21 protein-coding genes and 1 riboswitch are annotated in these 20,622 nt (G+C 38.5%); of the genes, 13 read left to right on the top strand and 8 right to left on the bottom strand.

The window, feature by feature from the left end:
* Positions 1–80: 80 nt before the first annotated feature.
* The 5 genes from ACFX4R_RS07160 (at position 81) to ACFX4R_RS07140 (ending at position 6,120) form a co-directional block, all read left to right on the top strand.
* Positions 81–1,325 (top strand): methyl-accepting chemotaxis protein, encoded by a 1,245-nt coding sequence (locus ACFX4R_RS07160; RefSeq protein WP_280559237.1) that lies wholly within the window; start codon positions 81–83, stop codon positions 1,323–1,325.
* Positions 1,326–1,853: 528 nt separating this feature from the next.
* On the top strand, positions 1,854–2,360 hold the full coding sequence (locus ACFX4R_RS07155) for a GNAT family N-acetyltransferase (protein ID WP_162213822.1): 507 nt from the start codon (positions 1,854–1,856) through the stop codon (positions 2,358–2,360).
* Between the two features lie 47 nt (positions 2,361–2,407).
* Entirely contained in the window at positions 2,408–3,562 is a 1,155-nt protein-coding gene (locus ACFX4R_RS07150; RefSeq protein WP_097824051.1) for a M20 peptidase aminoacylase family protein, read from the top strand.
* 62 nt (positions 3,563–3,624) lie between these two features.
* A riboswitch (SAM riboswitch) is annotated at positions 3,625–3,726 on the top strand.
* A 68-nt stretch (positions 3,727–3,794) separates the two neighbouring features.
* Positions 3,795–4,037 carry a hypothetical protein gene (locus ACFX4R_RS07145; RefSeq protein ID WP_013082177.1) on the top strand — a complete coding sequence of 81 codons (243 nt, stop codon included), beginning with the start codon at positions 3,795–3,797 and terminating at the stop codon, positions 4,035–4,037.
* A gap of 469 nt (positions 4,038–4,506) precedes the next feature.
* A complete protein-coding gene (locus ACFX4R_RS07140; protein WP_377569203.1) occupies positions 4,507–6,120 on the top strand; it encodes a M20/M25/M40 family metallo-hydrolase in 1,614 nt (537 codons plus the stop codon).
* An 18-nt stretch (positions 6,121–6,138) separates the two neighbouring features.
* On the opposite strand, the gene ACFX4R_RS07135 is transcribed toward ACFX4R_RS07140, so the two are convergent.
* Entirely contained in the window at positions 6,139–6,936 is a 798-nt protein-coding gene (locus ACFX4R_RS07135; RefSeq protein WP_043979727.1) for a VOC family protein, read from the bottom strand.
* Between the two features lie 147 nt (positions 6,937–7,083).
* Positions 7,084–7,452, bottom strand: a complete 369-nt coding sequence (locus ACFX4R_RS07130) for a CotG/ExsB N-terminal domain-containing protein (protein ID WP_377569201.1) — start codon at positions 7,450–7,452, stop codon at positions 7,084–7,086.
* A 113-nt stretch (positions 7,453–7,565) separates the two neighbouring features.
* Between ACFX4R_RS07130 and ACFX4R_RS07125 the strand changes: the two genes are divergently transcribed.
* Positions 7,566–8,012: a GNAT family N-acetyltransferase gene (locus tag ACFX4R_RS07125; protein ID WP_043979725.1), complete on the top strand. Its 447-nt coding sequence runs from the start codon at positions 7,566–7,568 to the stop codon at positions 8,010–8,012.
* A gap of 290 nt (positions 8,013–8,302) precedes the next feature.
* Here the strand turns inward: ACFX4R_RS07125 and ACFX4R_RS07120 are convergent, their stop codons facing one another.
* A complete protein-coding gene (locus ACFX4R_RS07120; RefSeq protein WP_377569199.1) occupies positions 8,303–9,472 on the bottom strand; it encodes an MFS transporter in 1,170 nt (389 codons plus the stop codon).
* Between the two features lie 174 nt (positions 9,473–9,646).
* Between ACFX4R_RS07120 and ACFX4R_RS07115 the strand changes: the two genes are divergently transcribed.
* A complete protein-coding gene (locus ACFX4R_RS07115; protein WP_377569197.1) occupies positions 9,647–9,841 on the top strand; it encodes a hypothetical protein in 195 nt (64 codons plus the stop codon).
* Positions 9,842–9,871: 30 nt separating this feature from the next.
* Here the strand turns inward: ACFX4R_RS07115 and ACFX4R_RS07110 are convergent, their stop codons facing one another.
* The 3 genes from ACFX4R_RS07110 to ACFX4R_RS07100 all read right to left on the bottom strand — a co-directional run bounded on the left by ACFX4R_RS07110 (position 9,872) and on the right by ACFX4R_RS07100 (position 13,059).
* Positions 9,872–11,173: an NCS2 family permease gene (locus ACFX4R_RS07110; protein WP_014461116.1), complete on the bottom strand. Its 1,302-nt coding sequence runs from the start codon at positions 11,171–11,173 to the stop codon at positions 9,872–9,874.
* A 219-nt stretch (positions 11,174–11,392) separates the two neighbouring features.
* The gene (locus ACFX4R_RS07105) at positions 11,393–12,343 is read right to left on the bottom strand and encodes a sensor histidine kinase (RefSeq protein ID WP_377569195.1); all 951 of its coding nucleotides are present in this window, start codon (positions 12,341–12,343) and stop codon (positions 11,393–11,395) included.
* Between the two features lie 17 nt (positions 12,344–12,360).
* Positions 12,361–13,059 (bottom strand): LytR/AlgR family response regulator transcription factor, encoded by a 699-nt coding sequence (locus ACFX4R_RS07100; RefSeq protein WP_016763353.1) that lies wholly within the window; start codon positions 13,057–13,059, stop codon positions 12,361–12,363.
* 175 nt (positions 13,060–13,234) lie between these two features.
* Between ACFX4R_RS07100 and ACFX4R_RS07095 the strand changes: the two genes are divergently transcribed.
* The 6 genes from ACFX4R_RS07095 (at position 13,235) to msrA (ending at position 18,367) form a co-directional block, all read left to right on the top strand.
* Entirely contained in the window at positions 13,235–13,972 is a 738-nt protein-coding gene (locus ACFX4R_RS07095; protein WP_028407859.1) for an ABC transporter ATP-binding protein, read from the top strand.
* 1 nt (position 13,973) lies between these two features.
* Entirely contained in the window at positions 13,974–15,140 is a 1,167-nt protein-coding gene (locus tag ACFX4R_RS07090; protein ID WP_043979721.1) for an ABC transporter permease, read from the top strand.
* A gap of 114 nt (positions 15,141–15,254) precedes the next feature.
* Positions 15,255–15,389: a hypothetical protein gene (locus ACFX4R_RS07085; protein WP_256720429.1), complete on the top strand. Its 135-nt coding sequence runs from the start codon at positions 15,255–15,257 to the stop codon at positions 15,387–15,389.
* A gap of 714 nt (positions 15,390–16,103) precedes the next feature.
* Positions 16,104–16,604, top strand: coding sequence for a MerR family transcriptional regulator (locus tag ACFX4R_RS07080; protein WP_034653601.1), 501 nt, complete (start codon positions 16,104–16,106; stop codon positions 16,602–16,604).
* Positions 16,605–16,806: 202 nt separating this feature from the next.
* Positions 16,807–17,235 carry a MarR family winged helix-turn-helix transcriptional regulator gene (locus tag ACFX4R_RS07075; RefSeq protein ID WP_323618574.1) on the top strand — a complete coding sequence of 143 codons (429 nt, stop codon included), beginning with the start codon at positions 16,807–16,809 and terminating at the stop codon, positions 17,233–17,235.
* Positions 17,236–17,404: 169 nt separating this feature from the next.
* Positions 17,405–18,367: a peptide-methionine (S)-S-oxide reductase MsrA gene (msrA, locus tag ACFX4R_RS07070; RefSeq protein ID WP_080781618.1), complete on the top strand. Its 963-nt coding sequence runs from the start codon at positions 17,405–17,407 to the stop codon at positions 18,365–18,367.
* Between the two features lie 25 nt (positions 18,368–18,392).
* On the opposite strand, the gene ACFX4R_RS07065 is transcribed toward msrA, so the two are convergent.
* Together ACFX4R_RS07065 and ACFX4R_RS07060 are read right to left on the bottom strand one after the other, a co-directional pair.
* Entirely contained in the window at positions 18,393–19,517 is a 1,125-nt protein-coding gene (locus tag ACFX4R_RS07065; RefSeq protein ID WP_043979717.1) for a GerAB/ArcD/ProY family transporter, read from the bottom strand.
* 12 nt (positions 19,518–19,529) lie between these two features.
* Positions 19,530–20,615 carry a Ger(x)C family spore germination protein gene (locus ACFX4R_RS07060; protein ID WP_237074657.1) on the bottom strand — a complete coding sequence of 362 codons (1,086 nt, stop codon included), beginning with the start codon at positions 20,613–20,615 and terminating at the stop codon, positions 19,530–19,532.
* Positions 20,616–20,622 lie beyond the last annotated feature (7 nt).

The raw sequence follows: 20,622 nt of genomic DNA, 5'->3' as shown, positions 1-20,622 counted from the left end.
CAAAAAAATATAAAAATATGCCGATACTACTAATATAGATTAGACATTCTATGTCTTTAGATTGTATAGGGGATGAAAAAATGAAAAAAGCTTTTCAAAGTTTACGCATGAAAATGCTATGTATGATTGCAGCCATGATGACCATAACATCTACTGTAATTGAAGTAACAAATTATTATCTTATTGTGAAACAAGAGCAAGCAGCTTCGATTACGCTAGTGATTACATTTCTGTTTGTTTCTTTTACAACTACCGTGTTCTATTTTATCATACGTCGCTACATAATTGCGGTTGAAAATTTGTCAAAAACAATGAAAGGGATTTCAAACGGTGATTTATCTGTAGATCTTGCTCCTTTGAAAGGGAAAAATGAGATTAGTACACTCATATCTTCATTTAATGAAATGATGATTCACATGAGAATGCTGCGTCAGAAAATAAGTAAAACAAAGAGCACGGTCAGTCATTCCTCAGAGCAACTGTTTGCAAGCATGGAGGAAACAAAAACAGCTGTGACAGAAGTTACGATGTCGATTCAAGAAATTGCTGCGGGTTCTGATAAGCAGTTGCTAAATGTGGTTGAAACCGAGCAAGCTATGGTGGATATGGCCAAGCTCCTTCAGAAAATGACTGATCATTCTTCAAGGGTACAGCAATCGATGAACAGAGCCTCTGAACATGCTTCCACTGGAAATGTTTCGGTGAAAGAGGTGACGAACCAAATGAATAAAATCTATGAATCAGTTAAGATATCCACTAGTGAAGTAAAGGGACTCGAAGATCGTTCTACAGAGATTGGACGAATTATTGACACGATTACAAGAATTGCTGAACAAACAAATCTTCTTGCACTTAATGCTGCTATTGAAGCTGCAAGAGCTGGGGAACATGGAAAAGGCTTTGCTGTAGTAGCAGGAGAAGTACGTAAGCTAGCGGAAGAATCTAAAACGTCCGCTATACAAATCAGTCATCTGTTAAAAGAAATTGAAGCGCAGGCAAAGCAGGCTTATCAAAACATGGAAGTCAATACAGAAGAAGTCACACTTGGTATTGCCACTGTCGAAGATGTAAATGAACAATTTTCCACAATCATGGAAGATGTTTTTGCTGCTCAAGAACAAATGAACAAAATGACAAAGGCAACAGGAGAGATTGATGGGTATTCGTTCAAGGTAATGGAGTCTGTCATGGGCCTTTCAGAGGTTGCTAAACAAGCAGCTGCTTATGCTGAAGAAGTAGCTGCGGCTTCACAGGAGGAGTTAGCATCTATAGAAGAACTTGTGGTGTTGGCAGCTACTTTAAAAGCTACGGTAAGTGAATCCTGAAGTTGATCTTGGTATATACGTAATGAGGCTGTGAAAAAAGTATTTTCGTTGCAGGAAGATCCGAACGATGAATGGAGATTCTTGATAGAGAATCCAACTTCGTTTAGATCTTTTCATGGTTATGTTGGACGTAGGTTTCATGTATGTAGGTGCTTCTAGCTACTGGTTGGAGGGCAAGATGAAGACTTCTGGGGGAAAAGGGGAAGAGGTGAGCCACCCAGGAGCATAAGTGACGAGGAGGCTTAGCTGCCGCCTGCGGAAAGCGAAGGTTTGCACGAAAATCGACAGCGGTGTAACAAACAGTCCAGCTCATGTATCCCATTTCTTCGTCTTCAGCTTGGAGTGATTTAGTTATGTCTCAATCTCTTTTGTTTTATTTATACCCTTTATAGAAAACGATAAATAGAATTGACACGTTATAAAAGCAGTTGTATAGTGAGTACGCAAGGCGGCAGTCTGTCTTTTTTAATTCTTAGTAAACTTATAAGTTAAATAAAATATTTAAGCACTACATAAGGAGGCGAAGAGATGAAAAATGAATTCCGTTTGGCAACAAATGACGACGCAGATAACTTATTGAACTTAACTCTACAAGCATATAAGCCTATTCGAGAGCTAGGCATTCCTTTCTTAGCAGCTACTGCTGATCTTGCCCTCGTTAAGAAAAATATTTCTCAAAACCTTTGCTATGTATATGAAGAAGATAAAAGAATCGCTGCAACTGTGTCTATACGAATGCCTTGGGGAGAACATCCAGGTCCGTTTGCTGTTCCGCATCTTTGGTGGTTTGCAGTAGACCCGTCGTTTGCCAGGAAAGGCGTTGGATCTAAGCTGCTGCATCTAGTAGAGGAAGAGATAATAAAAAATATGTTTAAATCACCAGGTGTGTCTTTAGGAACAGCAAAAGAACATCCTTGGTTAGTTGAGATGTATGAACGAAAAGGATATGTTCAAGCTAAAGAAAAGCGCCTTGCAGAAGGTTATACGACCGTATTTCTTTATAAAAAATTCAATAAGGTACACTCTTTGTCGTAAAAGATAGAGAAGTGATCCAAATTAAGAAATGTGAAAGAGTGATAAATATGACAGATCAATTACTACTAAATGAGTTAATAGACATACGCCGTGAGCTGCACCGGTTTCCAGAGCTTTCAATGAAAGAATATGAAACAACTAAACGTATTAAAAAGTGGTTAAAGCACTATGATATTTCTATAGCGGATGCATTCCAATTAGACGTAGGGACAGTAGCAGAAATTGTAGGAGGAAAGCCGGGACCTACTATCGCTATTCGAGCTGATATTGATGCGCTGCCAATTGAAGAAAAAACCAATCTGCCATTTGCTTCTGAAGTAAACGGTGTTATGCACGCGTGCGGCCATGATTTTCATACGGCTTCTATAATCGGAGCAGCTATCCTTCTTAAAGAGCGTCAGCAGGAGCTTTGCGGTACGATTCGATTTATCTTTCAGCCAGCCGAAGAAACGGCTTCAGGGGCAAAAATGCTAGTTGAAAAAGGTGTGCTCGAAGGAGTGGAAGCGATATTTGGGATGCATAACAAACCGGATCTTCCTGTAGGAACCATTGGTATCAAACCGGGACCTTTAATGGCAAGCGTTGATCGTTTTGAAATTGACGTCAAAGGAGTAGGAGGTCACGCGGGTATTCCTGAAAAAACAATAGATCCGATTGCTGCTGCTGGTCAAATTGTTACTAGTTTACAAACCATTGTCAGCCGTAATCTCAGCCCCTTTCAAAATGTTGTTGTCAGCATAACTCAAATCCACGGAGGGAGCTCGTGGAACGTCATTCCTGACAAAGTAACGCTTGAAGGAACGGTGCGTACCTTTCAAGAAGAAGCGAGAGAAAAAATACCGGCTCTTATGAAACGAACTGCTGAAGGGATTGGCGCAGCTTTCGGGGCTTCAGTAGACGTTAAATGGTATCCATATCTTCCAGTAGTCAACAATGATGATAAGCTGGAAAAACTGGCTATTAAAGCGGCAGAGGATCTTAGTTATCAAGTCGTAGAAGCTGAACAATCGCCTGGAGGAGAAGATTTTGCCGTATATCAGCAGCATGTACCAGGATTTTTTGTATGGATGGGTACAGCTGGAGAATATGAATGGCACCATCCTTCTTTTTCATTAAATGAAGAGGCATTACTTGTAGCAGCTTCTTATTTTGCTAATCTAAGCTTTCATTTTTTGAATTCATTCCATTACCGAAAAAATTAAAATATTTTTATTTTTCTATTTACGCGGATGGAATTGTTTGATAAAATAAATTTTAAATTAAAAAGTTATCACGAGTGGACGAGAGATCTGGCTCTTTGACTCCACAGCAACCTACGAATGTAAGGTGCTCCTACCAGCAAAGCATGTGCTTTGGGTGATAAAACGGGTGAAAAACTCATTTTGCATCAAAGCAAAATGAGTTTTTTTTATTTTTCTAAAAGGAGAGGGTTTTATGAGTCATACAGCAGTTGCAGCACATACAGGAGAGAAAGCATTAAAGGAAGCAGTGAAATTATTAGGAAAGCATTATCAAGTAGCTTATCGTGAGTTAGAAACATTTTATGAAATTGTGGTCGAAAACCATGTTCGTACATATGCTGTAGGCATAGATATTAAAGATATACAAAAAGCAAATGAACTAGAAATTTATTCATCATGCTGTTCCAAGCTTGAGCGAGTAGGCTGTCTTTTATAGAAGAAGTCTGCTCGCGCCTCTATTTTTTAAGTGTTTTTAAATAGAAAGCATGGTTTTTGACAAGCAAAGAATCTGGTGGGTATAATCAATACTCACTAGGTTTTAAAATTAATCATAAATTGTCGAAATTTTTACACAAATTAAAGGTTACATTCGAAATGAATTGTGGTATGTTATAAAACAAGAATATTTTATGAAAGGAGCATTGAAATGGAAATGTCTCTTGAACACGGAAACGATGCAGGAAGCGAACAGCTTATTGATCGTATCCTAGACTTTTTAGAAGATGACCAAAAGTAAAAAAAGAGTGTGCGGTGCTATCCCTAGCCGCGCACTCTTTTTTTATCATGTGCGTAAAGGCAGCGCCATACTATGATACATAGGGATAGGATGAAAGGGTCTCTGTCAAAGGGATTGACGAATGGTTTTGTTTGATAGAAAATTTAGAAAAAGGAAAGAGATGAAGGGTATGTCGAACAAAACATCTTTGTATCAAACAAAAGAACAGTTAAAAAAACTTGTAAGCGAATTGGTTTCTATACCTAGCGTGACAGGAACGATGGCAGAAGTGGAAATGGCTGAATCGATAGCGTCGTATTTATTGAAGCTGCCTTACTTTCAAAAAAATGAGCAAGTCGAGCTTCATTCAACAGGAGACGGGCGATCGATTGTTACAGCTTTTGTTCAAGGGAAAAATACGAACAAAACAGTTGTACTAGTAAGTCATTACGATGTAGTGGATGTACAAGATTATGGACAGTGGAAAAAGGATGCTTTTCACGCTGATACATTAACGAGTACTTTTTATAACCATATGGAACAAGTTCCGGCGCACGTACAAAAAGATATGATAAAAGGAGACTGGCTTTTTGGCCGAGGAACGATGGACATGAAAGCAGGCATTGCCCTGCATATCAGTATGGTTGAACGAGCATGCAACGGAGAGTTTGACGGAAACATCCTGCTGCTGTCGGTACCGGATGAAGAAGTAAATTCGCTTGGGATGAGAAAAGCAGTGCCTGTTCTTTTAGAACTTGCCCGCAAACATCAGCTGGATTTTTCTCTCATGCTAAATGCAGAACCGGTGTTCAGCCGCTATCCTGGAGATCAAACGAACTATGTGTACTCAGGATCGATTGGAAAAATCATGCCAAGCTTTTTGTGTTATGGAAAAGAAACTCATGTAGGGGAACCGCTAGCTGGTTTAAATGCTAATTTACTAGCTTCTTATTTAACAAAAGAAATAGAATTAAACGTTGATTTTTGCGAAAAAGTAAGAGATGAAACGAGTCCACCTCCTACGGTGCTGATACAAAAAGATTTAAAAGAAGAGTATTCAGTTCAAGTTCCGCACTCTGCCGTTGTATTATTTAATTTATTTATGTTAAACCGCTCTCTTAAAGAAGTAACAGATCTGCTGTTGAAATCGGCTGAAAAAGCAGCTTTGAATGTAAAAAAACATTATAATAAAGCCGCTAGGCAGTACGCTGAGGGAATGGAGGGTTCATCTCTTGACGTGAACGTATGGACGTATGAAGAACTTTATACTCATGCAGTCAAACAGCACGGAGAAAAATATGTGCACGAAATGGAAGTAGCACTTTTGGCACAAGAGGAGGATGACAGAAATAAAACCATTAAATTAGTAAACTCTTTAGCTGGTTTATGTAAAGAAGCAGCTCCGATGATGGTCTTATTTTTTACGCCGCCTTTTTATCCGGCCGTTTGTTCACATGATGATCCGTTTGTACAAGAGATTTTGTCAAACGTACGGGCAACTGCCAAAGAGCAATTCCAATTGGAGCTAGTTGAACAAAGTTATTTTGGCGGAATTTCGGATTTAAGCTATGCCAGCCTGCAGCATCCGCTTCATACATTTAACACGTTAGTAGCCAATATGCCCCTATGGAATAAAGGGTATCATATCCCGCTAGAAGAGCTAGAGGAGCTGAAGATGCCGGTGCTGAACATTGGACCGCTGGGAAGAGATGCGCATCAATGGACCGAAAGATTAGACGTTCAGTATTCCTTTGAAATTTTGCCTCATTTCATTTATCAAGCTATAAAAGAAGCACACAAATAAACATCCGTCCGCTGATGTTTATTTGTTAAATTTAAAAGAAGCTCCTTGTACGGTAATTTGTTGCGGTGTTAGAGCGTGATCCAATTCAACCAAAAATGGACGTTCTCCAACTTTTTTTAATGTATCATGGACAACACCTTGTGTTCCGCTGCAAAAAATAAGGTTTCCTCCATTGACATATAGTTTTTGACAACGTGCATCAAGTAAAGAGTCTTTGTAGCTTTCGCCAGACTGAACGTCCAGCAGTTTCGTCCACTTGCTGATGGATTCTTCGAGGTTATGTACAGCACAGTAAATATTTTTTAGCTGCAGCTGACCAGCTTGGTGGGAAGAAAGATCCGCTAGCTTTGGCTTGCGTTTTTCTTCTGGTTCACCCCATTCAATAAAAAAAGGAAGAGGCAGGGAATCGTGGTCAGCTTCAATAAAACACATTTTCCATTGAAGTCTTTCTCCATCATTGGTTTGGCGAGAACCCGCTACAGGACCTTTTACAGTGACGTTCTTGCTTTCCAGCTCTTTTATCAGCAAATCCATATCATCTGTACGAAGTGCAAATCGGCCAAAATGACCAAGCGGTGTATGTTCGTTAACAAGCTGCTGAATAAGGTCATTATCTGTAACGTTTTGAGCTAACGCGATATCTCTAAGCCCAAGCCATTCAATATAGCTGAGGTTAAAATAAGCCAACGTATTAAAAGTGCCCCATTTTTCATGGATGCCGCCTTTAATGACATTTATTCCGTATTCGTTTAGTTCTTTCTGAGCTTTAATAGGATCAGGTGAAAAATGAACAAGATGATCAAAAGATAAGTGCATGGATAGGCCTCCTTTTAAGAGAGATTCTTTCCCATTATTATACGTTGTTTTCCTTTTCAAGAAGAGTAAAACGAATGATTATGTAAAATAAAAATCTTAAAAAAAGCAAGCCGCGTATGTTTTAAACTCGACTTGCTTTAGATTTATTTAGCGACGACAGCCATGCCCTTTAAAGCAGCAGCCAAATGATTTATTAAACCATGGGTATGAGCAGCAAGGTGAACCGCAGCGACAGCGGCGACGGCTAGAACGACGAGTAGAACGGCGAGTAGAACGGCGAGTAGAACGACGAGTAGAACGGCTAGAACGACGAGTAGAACGGCGAGTAGAACGGCGAGTAGTGCGGCGAGTAGTGCGACGAGTAGTGCGGCGAGTAGTGCGGCGAGTAGAACGGCGAGTAGAACGACGACGAGAGCGTCTGTGAAGAGCAGTTGGCTCTTGGTACATAAACGTTTCAAGCTCAGTAGAAGCAATCGCTTCTGTTGCTTCTCTAATTCTTTCAGCAGTGATATGCATATAAACACCTCCTGGCTAATTCGGTACATAATACAATATGTACAAGGAAGGCGTTTGGATATAGTGAAAACATGGAATTTGTCTAAATTTGTGAAAGAAATGGAGTGGTTTTCATGCTTCAAATCCTCGAACATCAAAGAGTGGATATTTCTCTTCAAATAGTAGCTGTGCAAGTAGAAGCTTATCAAGAAGAAGCAAGGCTCATTGGTTTTTCAGATATTCCTCAGCTTACAGAAAGCAAAGAAGATATTATGAAAAGCAAGGAAGTGTTTATCGGAGAAATGATTGAAGGTAAGCTAGCAGGAGTGCTGTCGTTTGAAAAAGAAAATGAGCGATTAACGATTTGCCGCCTCGTTGTGCGTCCTCGTTACTTTCGAAAAGGAATCGGAAGCCGTCTTTTAACACATGTACTTCAAAGATATTCTGAATGTGAATGTATGGTGTCTACAGCCGAAAAAAATACACCTGCGATTAAGCTGTACAAAGCGCATCAGTTTTCAATTATAAAACACACTGCAGCTGCTGATAACCTTGTGTTAGTAACGATGAAAAGAGATTGATCCATCGCTAAATTAATCTAAAGACCAACAAATGAGCTACATGAGCTAGTAGGAATCGACTGTTGATTTCCGTGCAAGACTTCGCTTTCCGCGGGCGGCCGCTGAGCCTTCTCGTCGCTTGCGCTCCTGCCGGGTCTCATCTCTTCCTCAGCAGTCTCCGTCTTGCTCTCCAATCAACACAGCTAGAATACTCATAACAATAAAAAAATCCGAACGCGCTGGATTCTCCATCAAGAATCTCGATTCACCGTTCGGATCTTCTTTCGACTAAAATAATGTTGTCCCGGCCTCTACGATGAGAGTGTTTGCTCAGAATAATCTAGAGCTGTATGACGCTGAATCAGCAGTAAAGCAGCTAAAGTGACAACAGCTCCGATAATAAAGGGCAGCGTCATATTGAGTTTAAAGGCAAATGCACTAAGCAGAGGACCAAAAATACGCCCTAAGCTATCCATTGAGGCGGTTAGCCCCGAAGCAGAGCCATATCCTACTTTGGTTCTCATTGTAATTAATGAGAGGACACAAGGACGAATAAGGGCATTTCCCGCTGTAAATATGCACAAAAATAAGGTAGCATTAACGGCACTAGAAGATAACAAAATAGACGTAAATCCTATTGCTGAAACCAATAAGCCAATGGCCATCAGCTTTTTTTCATTTCCTTTTTTAAATCGCTGCAGCACACCGCCTTGAATCAGCGCTTGAGTTAAACCGCTCGCCATAAACATCCATCCGATTGTCGTAGGAGTAGCATTAATTTTCGCTATTTGAAAAAATTGAAAAGTAGCTTCTAAACCAGCGAGCGTAAAAGTGGCTAAAAATGAAAGAACATATAAATACTTCATAGCTCCTTGAAAATCTGACGTGAAGTCATGCCATCTCGATGTCTGTACTTTATCAGCAGATTCTTTTCGTAAAGATTCTTTTAACGTAAAGAATGAGAACGCTGTCATAATCAGTGACAAGATACCAGAGATAACGAAGGGAACAAACAAGCCGAAAGATGAAAGGACGCCGCCTAATGCCGGTCCAAAAATAAAGCCTAAGCCAATCGACATTCCTAACAGTCCCATTGCTTTCGTTCGGTTTTCTTCATCTGTACTATCAGAAGCATATGCAAAAGCACAAGGAATAACAGCTCCTGCGAACAAACCTCCGATGATGCGCGACGTATACATTAAAGTCAGAGAGTTTTTTGCCACCGAAAAAAGAAAAAAGCTTGCGCTAAAGCCGAGTAAGCCCCAAAGTAAGATGGGACGCCGGCCTTTTATATCGGAAAGCTTCCCCCAAAAAGGTGCGGTAATAAAAGATGCGATCGAATAGCTAGCCATTAGTATTCCTAAATTGACCGTGCTTGCACCCGTGGCACGAATAACTTCAGGTACGATGGGGATGATCACTCCAAAGCCGACAAATACCATAAAAATAACAAACATTAACGTTCCAAGCTGTTTGTTCATATACAATTAAGCCCCTTTCTCTGTAGAACATACCGTGAGTTTAGTATACCAAATACAAAGAAGTTTTTTACGTATATTTGGTAAAAAGCGTTTTATTTACAAATGGATAACTATGTTAATATCTACCTGTTGTGCTGAGGATGATACAATTAAAAGAAAAGGGACGTGAAGCGATTGCCAATATGGATTTTATTTGCTGGGATCGTAGGCGGTCTTTTAGGGTTTGGGGCGCTAGTGGATTATATAGCTAAGAAGAGAAGTATCGAATTAGATCCAGAAGAAGGAATAAAGAATGCTTCTGATGCAGAACAAATCTATGTGAAAAATTATCTTTATCAAACAAAAGAAAATAACAATCACTTTCAATAAAAAAAGCTTGGAGACGAATCCCCAAGCTTTTTAATGCGGTAAAAAGATGAGCTGATAGAGAAATAAAACAGCAAAGACATACACAAGCGGATGAACTTGTTTGCCTTTTCCTTTTACCAGCTTCATTAACGGATAAGAAATGAAGCCTAGCGCAATTCCTGTTGCAATACTTGATGTAAGAGGCATCGCTAGAACAACTAAAAAGGCAGGGAACGCTTCATCAAAGTCATTCCAATTAATTTTAGCTACAGCACCCATCATCAAGCTTCCGACAATAATTAATGCAGGTGAAGTAATAGCTGCTACGCCAGAAACCGAGCTTACAACCGGACTAAAGAACGCTGCCACAATAAATAAAATGGCTACCGTCACACCTGTTAGACCTGTACGTCCGCCTGCTGCTACACCAGATGAAGATTCAACGTAAGCCGTTGTTGGGCTTGTACCAAATAAAGCTCCAATCGTTGTACCAAATGAGTCAGCAAGCAATGCTTGACGTACGCGAGGCATCTTATTACCTTTCATAAGACCGGCCTGTTGAGCTACTCCTACCATTGTACCTGTTGTATCAAAAATTGTAACAAGTAAGAAAGAAAAAACAACTGTGTACAGATCATGATGAATAACATCTCCAAAAGCAGCAAAAGGATTTGAAATCATTAAGCCGTCTGGAAGGTGAGGAGAAGCAAACAAACCTTTATCAAATGAAAGCTGTCCTCTAAAGAAAGCAATTAACCCCGTAATAATCATACCGAAGAATAAAGCGCCGTTTACATTTAGCGTATATAAAATGATTGTAATCGCAAGTCCAATCAGTGTTAAAACTACTTTTTCAGACTGCAAATCACCAAGTCCAATTAAATTTGACTTATTTGCAACAATAATACCGGCTGAACGAAGCCCGATAAAAGCAATAAATAAACCGATACCAGCACTAATCGCGTGCTTTAAATTGCTTGGAATAGCTTCAATTAATTTTTCACGAAACGATGTTAACGATAGGATGATAAAAATAATACCCGCTACGAATACAGCTGAAAAAGCAGTAGCATAGTCGATACTTCCATTTGAACCAACAACTAAAGCAGCAAAGTATGCATTCATTCCCATACCGGGAGCAATAGCGATTGGATAGTTAGCTGCAAGAGCCATCCATAGCGTAGCTACGACTGCTGAAATAATAGTAGCTGTAAATACTTGATCAAAAGGAACGCCGGCGCTGGACAAAATAACTGGGTTCACAATGACGATATAAATCATGGTTAAAAACGTTGTAATACCAGCTAAAATCTCCGTTTTAGCATCCGTGTTATATTCTTTTAACTTAAACATAAGTAACCTCCAAAAATAACGAACATTAAAAGCAACATGATATATAATATTCGTTTTTTACTTGAAATGCAATAGATTTGCATATAAAAAATCAAAAACTAAAAAAGTGACGATAAAAGAGCTAAAACAAGTGTGAAATATTTCTTTTTTTCGGTGCTTTTTATAGTGTGTGCGTATAGAAGAGGCTCATACGAAAAAAAGCCGCTTGGGCTGCGGCGGCTATGTTACTTGTTTTGAGGAAACGACTATTGGAAATTTTATTTTAATGGAAAGAGTTAAATCGTGATACGTATATTCCAAGCGTCCGTGGTAGTTGGAAACAAGTTCAGAAATGATCCACGTGCCAAGGCCTTCGTGGCGTTCTTTCTTTTCTGTAACATGAAAAGAAGTAAACAAGTGATCTTGACGCTCTCGTGATAAAGGAGCGGTAGAATTGCTGACTTCTAAAATGTAAATGCCGCTTCGGATCATACTCGAAACGGTTATCTCTTTTTTCTCAGAAGAATGAGCGGCTTCTAAAGCATTATGCAGTAAATTCATGATGAGATTCATTTGGTCAAGGTGCTTTAAAGGCAGCTGTGATAACGGTGAATCTAATTGAACATTCATATGTATTCCCCACGTATGTGCTTGATTCTTGCTTTGATGTACAACAGAAGCAACGTGCGAATGTTCACCTTGAATATATGAATGGGTATCATTCAAAGCTTCAACGTAATCTTGAATATACTCTTGTGCCTGCTGTCTTTGATTTGTTTCTAGAAGATAGGATACGGCACTGACATGTTTAATAAAATCATGTCTTTCAGCCCTTAACGCTTGAAAAAGCTCATTGTTTTTTTGAATTTCACGTGAAGCACTGCTTTCCCGGTTGGTTACGAATATGTATTGTTGATAAGAGAAAAACATGTCGGTCATGTAACCAATCATTGCGATAACGGTTAGGGCAATGCTAAAAGGTGAAGATAGGCTAAATAAAAGCAGGAAAAAAGACGTCAGTACGATTGCTTTTTTTATAGTTAGTGAAGGAGCCGTTTGATATTTCTTTCTCCATATAAAAAATGAACCAATTATAAAAGAACTAAGTAGGAGATGTAAACTAACAGGCAGGTCTTTAAAAAAGAGGAGCACGAAAACAGTTAGTAAAACTAGTGTGTAAAATAGTTTCATTTTAGATAGTCCCTCCTTTAAAAGTATTCTTTTTGCAAGATGTCTAAATTTGTTTTCGTGATTAAAGCTGTTTTTTCGGTGCTTTGAAACATCACTGAGTAGGAGTGCTTAGTATACAGGGAGAAATTTTGAATATAGGAAATGTTGATAATAAAAGCTCGATGAGACCTTAGAAAATGACTCGCTGTTAATTCTTTTTCAATTTCGTTTAATGATTGATAGGTACTAAATTCTCCATTTGTCGTTATGATTGTGGTAGAGCGACCTGTTCGTTCTGCAAATATAATATCTTGTTTGTTTAGCACTTGCATTTCGGTTTTTTGTTTTAAAATAAGCTTATCTCTTGTGTCAGTTGATTGTTTTTTTTGATGAAAACGCTGAATGCCTTTTAACAGACGCTCTTTAGAATAAGGCTTCATAATGTAGTCTAAAACGTTGAGTTCAAATGCATGAACGGCAAAGCCGCTGTGTCCAGTGACAAAGATGACTTGAATATCAAGTGCGTAAGCATTGATAAAGTCCGCAAGCTCATAACCTGATAGCTTTGGCATTTCAATATCTGTAATTAATAAATCAATTTCATTTTTTTTAATTTCGTTATAAGCTTCCTCCGCGCTGCTAGTCGAAAAAAGTATGTCTATATCATCTTCTCTTTCTAAAGAAATCCTCAATTTCTCTAAATCATATGAATGATCGTCCACTAATCCTACTTTCATAAATAAAAACCCTCTTTGTTTCATTCTATTGGATATTACCACACTATTTTACCATGATTTACAAGGTGGAAAGGACGTTTCACGACATAAAAAACCCTCTTTATGACAAGATGGAAGATGCTGTATGAAAAATAAGCTAAGATATAGTCAATCACAGTAAAAGGGGAGAGCGGATATGATTGAAATCAAAGGTGTTACGAAATATTTTAAAGAGAAAAAGCAAACAATTGCAGCAGTTCAAGATATTCATGTAACCATCTCACAAGGAGAAATTGTAGGGCTATTAGGTGAAAATGGTGCGGGGAAAACAACTCTTTTACGTATGCTGTCGACTGTACTTGAACCATCGGAAGGTAATATGTTCATTCACGGAATTAACATTCATAAACAGCCGGATAAAATAAAACAAAGAATTGGCGTGCTTTTTGGCGGTGAAACAGGCTTATACGACCGTTTGACCGCTCGTGAAAACTTAGCTTATTTTGCTAAGTTTTATGGTATGAGCAAACATGAAACAAAGATAAGGATTGAGGAACTGGCCAAACGTTTTGGAATGAAAGACTACTTGGATCGCCGCGTCGGAGGCTTTTCAAAAGGAATGCGTCAAAAAGTAGCCATTGCACGCACTATTCTTCATAACCCTGACGTTATCCTATTTGATGAGCCGACTACAGGATTAGACATTACATCAGCAAACATGTTTCGTGAGCTTATTAAAAGTCTGCAAAGAGAAGGAAAAACGATTATTTTTTCCAGTCACATTATGGAAGAAGTGGAGATGCTGTGTCAGTCTATCATCATGATTCATAAAGGAAAAATGATTTATCAAGGAACAAATGAACAGCTTTATAAAGAAGAAGAAAGCACAGATTTAAACTATATCTTTATGTCGCGTATCGTGAGGGGGGCTTAATATGATTTGGCATATTTATAAAAAAGAGTTAATTGATTGTTTGCGAGATCGAAAGACGATTATCTTTAGTGTGTTGATTCCGATTTTATTAAATGTAGGGATTATCTTTTTTGCCGACAAAATGATGGCTAGTGATCAAACGGATTCTATGTCTGTAGCTGTTACAAAGAATTCTGATGCCAGTGTGATCGATTGGTTAAAAAAAGATGACAACATTAAAGTAATTGAAAGTAAAAATCCACTCAGCGCTGTAGAACAAGGGAAAGCGTTAGCGGCGTTAAAGATACCAGGTAATTTTTCTTCAGAAATGCGTAACATGAAATCGCCAAAAGTTACTGTTTATATTGATTCGTCCAGTATGAACTCAGGCGCTACGGCGGATTATATACAAAATATATTAAATAAACATCGAGAAGCTATAGTTAACGAACGCTTAGGTCAATTAAATGTCAATAGTCAAATGATTGCTCCGTTTAATGTGGTTGAAAAAGGAGTGTCTAAGGAAGATGACGGCTCTTTAACTATGATTGCGATGTTTGCCCCAATGATTATCATTATGGGCGTTTTAGGTGGTATTCTTCCCTCTGCAAATGATATCTTTGCAGGTGAAAAAGAACGAAAGACGATGGAAGCTTTATTGATGTCTCCTGTCAAAAGAACTCAATTATTAGTTGGGAAATGGCTGACTATCTCTACATTCGGTATCATAAGCGGTCTTTTGTCGACATTGGCCTTTGTTTTGTCTGTGCGTTATTTAACAACGGTATTAAATAATGCACTGCAGCTTAAGGGGCATTTTACAACCTTTATTTTCTCATTTTTAGTTAGTCTTACTTTACTAGCGCTTCTAGGAGCTATGGTATTATGTATTCTTAGCCTTTTAGCAAGTTCGGTTAAAGAAGCGCAAAGCTACACATCCCAGATTATGATGGTAGCGATACTTCCATACTTTTTACTGATGGGAAAATCCGTACACGAACTGCAGCCAAGCGGATTCTTAATTCCTATTTATAACGTATTTGCACTTATGAAACAGCTTCTCTACGGTGTCTATGACATGCAGAGTCTTGCCTATACAATAGGAAGCTTATCGGTTTGTACGGTTGTTTTATTTGCGGTTGGTTATACGATGTTTACCAAAAGCCGCTGGGTGCTTGGTAAAGGGTAAGAGACTGGACAAAAGTATGTTAGTTGAAGGAAGATTCGAACGAGTAATCGTTCGGATTTTTTTATGGGAATGGTGAACGTAGGTTTCAAGTAGGTAGTTAGCTGCTTCTAGCTGTTGATTGGAGGGAAAGACGGAGACTCCTGCAGGAAAAGCGGAACAGGTGAGATCCCACAGGAGCGGAAGCGACGAGGAGGCTCACCGGCCGCCCGCGGAAAGCGAAGTCTTGCACGGAAATCAACAGCGGGGTAACAAGCGCTTCATAATAGCTCATTTACCCCATTTGTTTGTCTCTAGATTGAATTGATTTCGTTATGTCTCAACTTTTTGTGTAGGGAAAGAGCAATTAAAAGAGAATGTAGGAAGAAAGGAGAGTGAGACAGTTGCATCCTATTATAGTAGAAGAAATTCCCCATTCGATAAAAAAGTATGTAAAGTAAATCGAAAAAGTGACGTTTCCAAAGCAAGGGTGTACATCGTGTACATCGGATGTTGGGATCCTTCATACGGCTAAAGGGAGATAGGTTTTAAAGAGAGCAAAAGGGGGGAAGTACAGAAAATGGTTATATAGGTAATATTATGTATTAAAAAATATACGGGCACTGGCGGACTTTCAAAGCCCTAGTGCTTACAAATTCGTTCAAACAGCTGTTATTGACTGGAGCGGAGGAACCTGCGGAGACGCTCGTTATGATATGGCGCTTGCTGTGCGCTTTGAAGACGGAATTTTTACAGATAAAGAGCGCGCGTCTTTTTTAAGGGATATGGCAAGCAGATTTCACAGCACGAATTTTGTTATTTTGCAGAAGGATTGTACGAGTTTTTCTAAGTAATAATGACATCATTTTCTTCATTTGTTGAACGTCCACTTTCTTTGACGAATTCATACTAGTTTTGTCACGCATGAAGGGATTTAAAAATTTCTCTCGAAATGGCTAGTAAATGAAAAAAATGGAGGGATGGAACATGACGATGAAAACGGTAGATGTGGCGAAAGCGCTGGGAATACATCCAAGTACGGTATTAAAGTGGGTCAAAATGGCGGATATCGAGCTAGAGAGAAATGAATCGGGACACTGTGAGTTTACAGAAGAAAATGTTGAAGCACTTAGAAACTTTCAAAAAAACCGCAATCGTCAAGCCGTCGTCAAAGTGGTAGAAAAAGTAGTGGAAAAAGAGGAAGTCGTTATATCTGATGAACGTGCACAAGACATGCAAAAGCAGCTGGATCAGCTTTTTTTAAGGCTAATTGAAAATGAAAAGCGTACAGAAGAAAAAGCGGGAGAAGTAGTGACTTTTCAAATTTTAGAGCATCGTTCAGAAATCGATCGATTAAATAAAGTTATTACGAAATTAGAAAATCGAGTAGTGGAACTTGAAAGTCAGTTAAAAAGTGAAGACAGCTTAAAAGGTAAAAAGCCTGTTCCGAGATGGAGAAGCTTTTTAACCGGTATTTTTAGCTATTAGCAGCGATTTACCATAACGGTAAATCGCTTTTTTTATGGAATTTTATGAAAAATACATCAATTCGTACAGACTTGTGGAAAAAAATCTCAATAATAGTTGACGAAACGCTTAGTAATTTGATAAAACTAATTAAGTTAAGAAAGTGAAATACTTTCGTAAATACATATTCGTTATCATGTGATAGCGTTAAGGAGAGTGACAAGTGAAGAAAAGAGAAGAGCTCGTTCAAGAAATGGAGACGCTGTTTCGCTTTGTGTTCAGACAGCTTCGCCAAGAAATTAATGAAGTATACAATTCAGAGCTATCAACAAATGAATTTATGGTGCTTCGTATGCTGGTTGATTCCGGCAGGCAGCGATCAACTGATTTATCAAAGTATCTTCAAGTGTCAGCAAGCCACATTACGGCGGTAACCGACTTGCTTTTATCAAAAGGCTACATTGCACGCAAACGGTCTGAAAACGATCGGCGTATTATTGATATTGAACTGACCAAGGAAGGACAGGATATTTTTAATGCTATTCAAGAGAAGAAACGAGCCTATTTCCTTGAGCGTTTTGAGCACTTTACAGATAAAGAAATTGAAACGGTGAATAAACTGTTTCACAAAATTAAAGGCGATCAAAATTAAAGGCGATCAAAAATAAAGCGCTTTAAGTGCGGAAGAATAATCAGTGAACATGGCTTTCACTGATTATTTTTTTGTCTTAAAACGCAAAGAGTATGAAAGGCAAGTTAGTTGGTGAGAACATAAAATCAGCGTATAATAATAGAAAGAACACATGAAGGAGGTCATCTTTTTGACAGAACAATATGAAGTAGCAACTTTTGCGGGCGGCTGTTTTTGGTGTATGGTGAAGCCCTTTGATGAACAGCCAGGCATTATAAAAGTTGTATCTGGCTATACAGGCGGTCACAAAGAGAACCCGACGTACAAAGAAGTATGCTCAGAAACCACGGGCCACTATGAAGCGGTCCAAATTACATTTGATCCAGAGATTTTTCCATATGAAAAGCTTTTAGAACTATACTGGCCTCAAATTGATCCAACGGATGCAGGGGGACAATTTGCGGATCGAGGCGACTCGTATCGAACAGCTATTTTTTATCACAATGAACATCAAAAGGCACTAGCTGAAGAATCGAAGCAGCAATTAGAAGCAAGCGGTCGTTTTTCTGAGCCGATTGCTACACAAATTCTACCGGCAAAACCGTTTTATGAAGCGGAAGAATACCATCAAGGTTACTATAAGAAAAATAAATTCCGCTATGCTATGTATCGACGCGGGTCTGGACGTGATCGTTTTATTAAAGAAAACTGGAAAGACTTTGGACGCGACGACCAGCTGAAAACGACATTAACGCCTATTCAGTATGAAGTTACTCAAAACGATGCAACGGAACCTCCATTTCGCAATGAATTTTGGGATCATACAGAAGATGGTATTTATGTAGATATCGTATCAGGAGAGCCGTTGTTTAGTTCAACTGATAAGTATGATGCCGGATGCGGATGGCCGTCTTTCACAAAAGCGATTAATAAAGATGAAGTAAAAGAAAACATGGACGTTAGTCATAATATGGTTCGTACAGAAGTACGAAGCAAAACGGCTAATTCTCATTTAGGTCATTTATTTGATGATGGTCCGCAAGATGCAGGCGGCTTGCGCTACTGTATCAACTCAGCAGCTCTTCGTTTTGTTCCGAAGGAAGATTTAGAAAAAGAAGGATACGGAGAATACGCTGTTTTATTTAACAAATAAAATAATATGAGAAAAAGAGCGTGATTCAACTTAAAGTTGGCTCACGCTCTTCTTTTTGTGCTTTCTTTTGTTTTATTTTGGCTCGAATGAGGCTATAGAGAAAAAGAAAAGGAATGTAGCCATAAATAAAGTAAAAGCCCGTCATGGATAATCGTGTATTAAGCTGATCAATGGTTTCCCGATCATCAAAGAAAATAGAAAAACCAAGAAGGGCAATAAGAACTAATATAAGAAAAATCGTAGGCGGCTTATTAAATGTTTTACTAAATCCACGAATTGTACACCATACGCTGACAGCAATAGTAGGAAGAACAACTAAAAGCCACAGAGAAATTAAAATATATTCAAAACGCTGTAAAAATGGGATTTCAATAATTTTAGCCATCGTTAAAGTTGGCCAGATGGTATGGCCTAACTGTCCTTGGCTAAAGTAAGCAAATGACACTAATGCTGTGCAAAAATATAAAAAAGTGCTGAACAAAACGCCATATTGCCCCCACTTTTGGCTAGTAGCGCCATTTTTTATAAATGGATAGAAAAAAAGCACGGATTCAAATCCTAAATTCTCAAAGGTCATCAGTTTAGTTGAAATTAAAAATTCCCATATCGTATGGTCAAACAAAGGAAATAAGTTGTTAAGGTGCCCATATTTTAATGTATAAACCAAGGCAAACACGAGCGGCAAAGGAAGCATTACCCCAAAAAAGGCAATTCCAGTAATCACACGAAACCCACCGGAAACTGTGTAGTAAATAATAGGCAGGTATACAAGTGATACGATCCATGTTTCCAGCTGTGGAAACATCCATATTTGTAAAATCTCTACGTACGTTCGGTAAATCGTTAATGCAAAGATAAAATAATAAATCGAAGCGGCAAGGGTTAAAGCCCCTCCAAGGTATTTTCCAAAATATAGCCGGTGAATATCAATAATATCGCTGTTTTCACGGGTTAAGATATTAAAAATCATCGCTAATAAAATACAGACGCTGATCGCAGCAAGGAAGATAGATATCCACGCTTCATATCCAGCACCTTTAATAATATAACGCTGAAATCCTAGTATTCCAACGCCAATCTGAGTAGAGTGAACTAAGAAAAAAAGAAAAGAAGGGGAAACTTGATTTTCTTCTTTAATTGTATTGTGCATCTTTTCTTCCTCCTAGTTGCTAATACCGGTTTGAATAAGATGAACATGAGCTTTTACTTCAATATTCATATCCGGATATTGCGCTTTGAATTCTTCACTGTTAAACCCTCGTGTTTTACTTCGCACATAATCTGTAAAACAAATGGGGTCGATTTTGTGTTGCTGAAGCTTTTTAATAAAAGCATTTCCATCTTTTTCAATGTCTTTTTGAAGCGTTCTTTCAACCATTTTAATATGATCGGGGTCTGTTAAATCTATCCATCCGGGAAACTCTTTTACAAGGCCGTCGACAGTTAAGTGCGCAATAATACTTGGATGCTGATGATTTCCTTTAATTTCATACTTTGTTTTAGTGCGCAAGTTTTGCAGTATAATTTCGCCTTTACGGTCACTTTTTTTAATTTTTACTGAGTAGCGGCCGTGCTTTGTTCCGCTTGTTAGCAGCTTAAATAAAAACGTTTCTTTCATTCCGATGGTTGTAACGACTTTTTGCTGCTTGAAAAGCGCCAGTCCTTTTAATTTAATAGCATCTTTTTCTTGGGCTAAAACAGGAAGATACGGGTCACGGTCGTCGCTAAAAAAACTGAATAAAAAAATTTGTAAATTGGTGTTAGGCAAATTTTCTGTGCGGATATTTTGTTCGATTAAATTCGAAATAAACTGATAGTCTTTAATTTTCTTTTTTGTAACGGAGCTCAATAATTCGTGTGCGTTGCCATCTACAATGCTTAATTTAATATTACGTCCAAGGTCTGGATTTCTAGCAATTGTATTTACTAATTCATCTACTCCATGTGTTGCAAATTTTTCTCCAATAACGATGCTCCTCAGCTGCCCGAAAGCAACGGGAAGAGATGATTTATTGTTTAAACGAAGTGGAATATCAAATGATGAATTAGCAGTAGCCGCAATAATACTTGGTTCTTCCGTTGGTCCATATTTATAGATAGGATATAAAATGGTTCCTCTGACTTTATTGCTTTGAGGAATATAATCATATCCTATGGAGTTGACTACTTGAATTTCGTCAATCGTTTCACGGTCTGCACAGCTCGTTAAAAAAGTAAGGCAAGTGCATAAAATAAGTATTCTCTTCATGATGTTT

Origin of the sequence: Priestia sp. YIM B13490 (assembly GCF_042787735.1) — a bacterium.
Taxonomy (GTDB): Bacteria; Bacillota; Bacilli; order Bacillales; family Bacillaceae_H; genus Priestia; species Priestia megaterium.
The sequence above is the reverse complement of the archived record's forward strand: the minus strand, read 5'-3'. Positions and strand labels throughout refer to the sequence as shown.

What these genes read in the sequence shown, in the direction of transcription:
- ACFX4R_RS07110 (WP_014461116.1), bottom strand. Translation starts at nt 11,173, where the DNA reads ATGTTTAAGTTAAAAGAATATAACACGGATGCTAAAACGGAGATTTTA.
- ACFX4R_RS07090 (WP_043979721.1), top strand. Translation starts at nt 13,974, where the DNA reads ATGATTTGGCATATTTATAAAAAAGAGTTAATTGATTGTTTGCGAGAT.
- ACFX4R_RS07145 (WP_013082177.1), top strand. Translation starts at nt 3,795, where the DNA reads ATGAGTCATACAGCAGTTGCAGCACATACAGGAGAGAAAGCATTAAAG.
- ACFX4R_RS07125 (WP_043979725.1), top strand. Translation starts at nt 7,566, where the DNA reads ATGCTTCAAATCCTCGAACATCAAAGAGTGGATATTTCTCTTCAAATA.
- ACFX4R_RS07155 (WP_162213822.1), top strand. Translation starts at nt 1,854, where the DNA reads ATGAAAAATGAATTCCGTTTGGCAACAAATGACGACGCAGATAACTTA.
- ACFX4R_RS07130 (WP_377569201.1), bottom strand. Translation starts at nt 7,452, where the DNA reads ATGCATATCACTGCTGAAAGAATTAGAGAAGCAACAGAAGCGATTGCT.
- ACFX4R_RS07150 (WP_097824051.1), top strand. Translation starts at nt 2,408, where the DNA reads ATGACAGATCAATTACTACTAAATGAGTTAATAGACATACGCCGTGAG.
- ACFX4R_RS07120 (WP_377569199.1), bottom strand. Translation starts at nt 9,472, where the DNA reads ATGAACAAACAGCTTGGAACGTTAATGTTTGTTATTTTTATGGTATTT.
- ACFX4R_RS07135 (WP_043979727.1), bottom strand. Translation starts at nt 6,936, where the DNA reads ATGCACTTATCTTTTGATCATCTTGTTCATTTTTCACCTGATCCTATT.
- ACFX4R_RS07060 (WP_237074657.1), bottom strand. Translation starts at nt 20,615, where the DNA reads ATGAAGAGAATACTTATTTTATGCACTTGCCTTACTTTTTTAACGAGC.
- ACFX4R_RS07105 (WP_377569195.1), bottom strand. Translation starts at nt 12,343, where the DNA reads ATGAAACTATTTTACACACTAGTTTTACTAACTGTTTTCGTGCTCCTC.
- ACFX4R_RS07140 (WP_377569203.1), top strand. Translation starts at nt 4,507, where the DNA reads ATGTCGAACAAAACATCTTTGTATCAAACAAAAGAACAGTTAAAAAAA.
- ACFX4R_RS07095 (WP_028407859.1), top strand. Translation starts at nt 13,235, where the DNA reads ATGATTGAAATCAAAGGTGTTACGAAATATTTTAAAGAGAAAAAGCAA.
- ACFX4R_RS07100 (WP_016763353.1), bottom strand. Translation starts at nt 13,059, where the DNA reads ATGAAAGTAGGATTAGTGGACGATCATTCATATGATTTAGAGAAATTG.
- ACFX4R_RS07160 (WP_280559237.1), top strand. Translation starts at nt 81, where the DNA reads ATGAAAAAAGCTTTTCAAAGTTTACGCATGAAAATGCTATGTATGATT.
- ACFX4R_RS07065 (WP_043979717.1), bottom strand. Translation starts at nt 19,517, where the DNA reads ATGCACAATACAATTAAAGAAGAAAATCAAGTTTCCCCTTCTTTTCTT.
- ACFX4R_RS07080 (WP_034653601.1), top strand. Translation starts at nt 16,104, where the DNA reads ATGACGATGAAAACGGTAGATGTGGCGAAAGCGCTGGGAATACATCCA.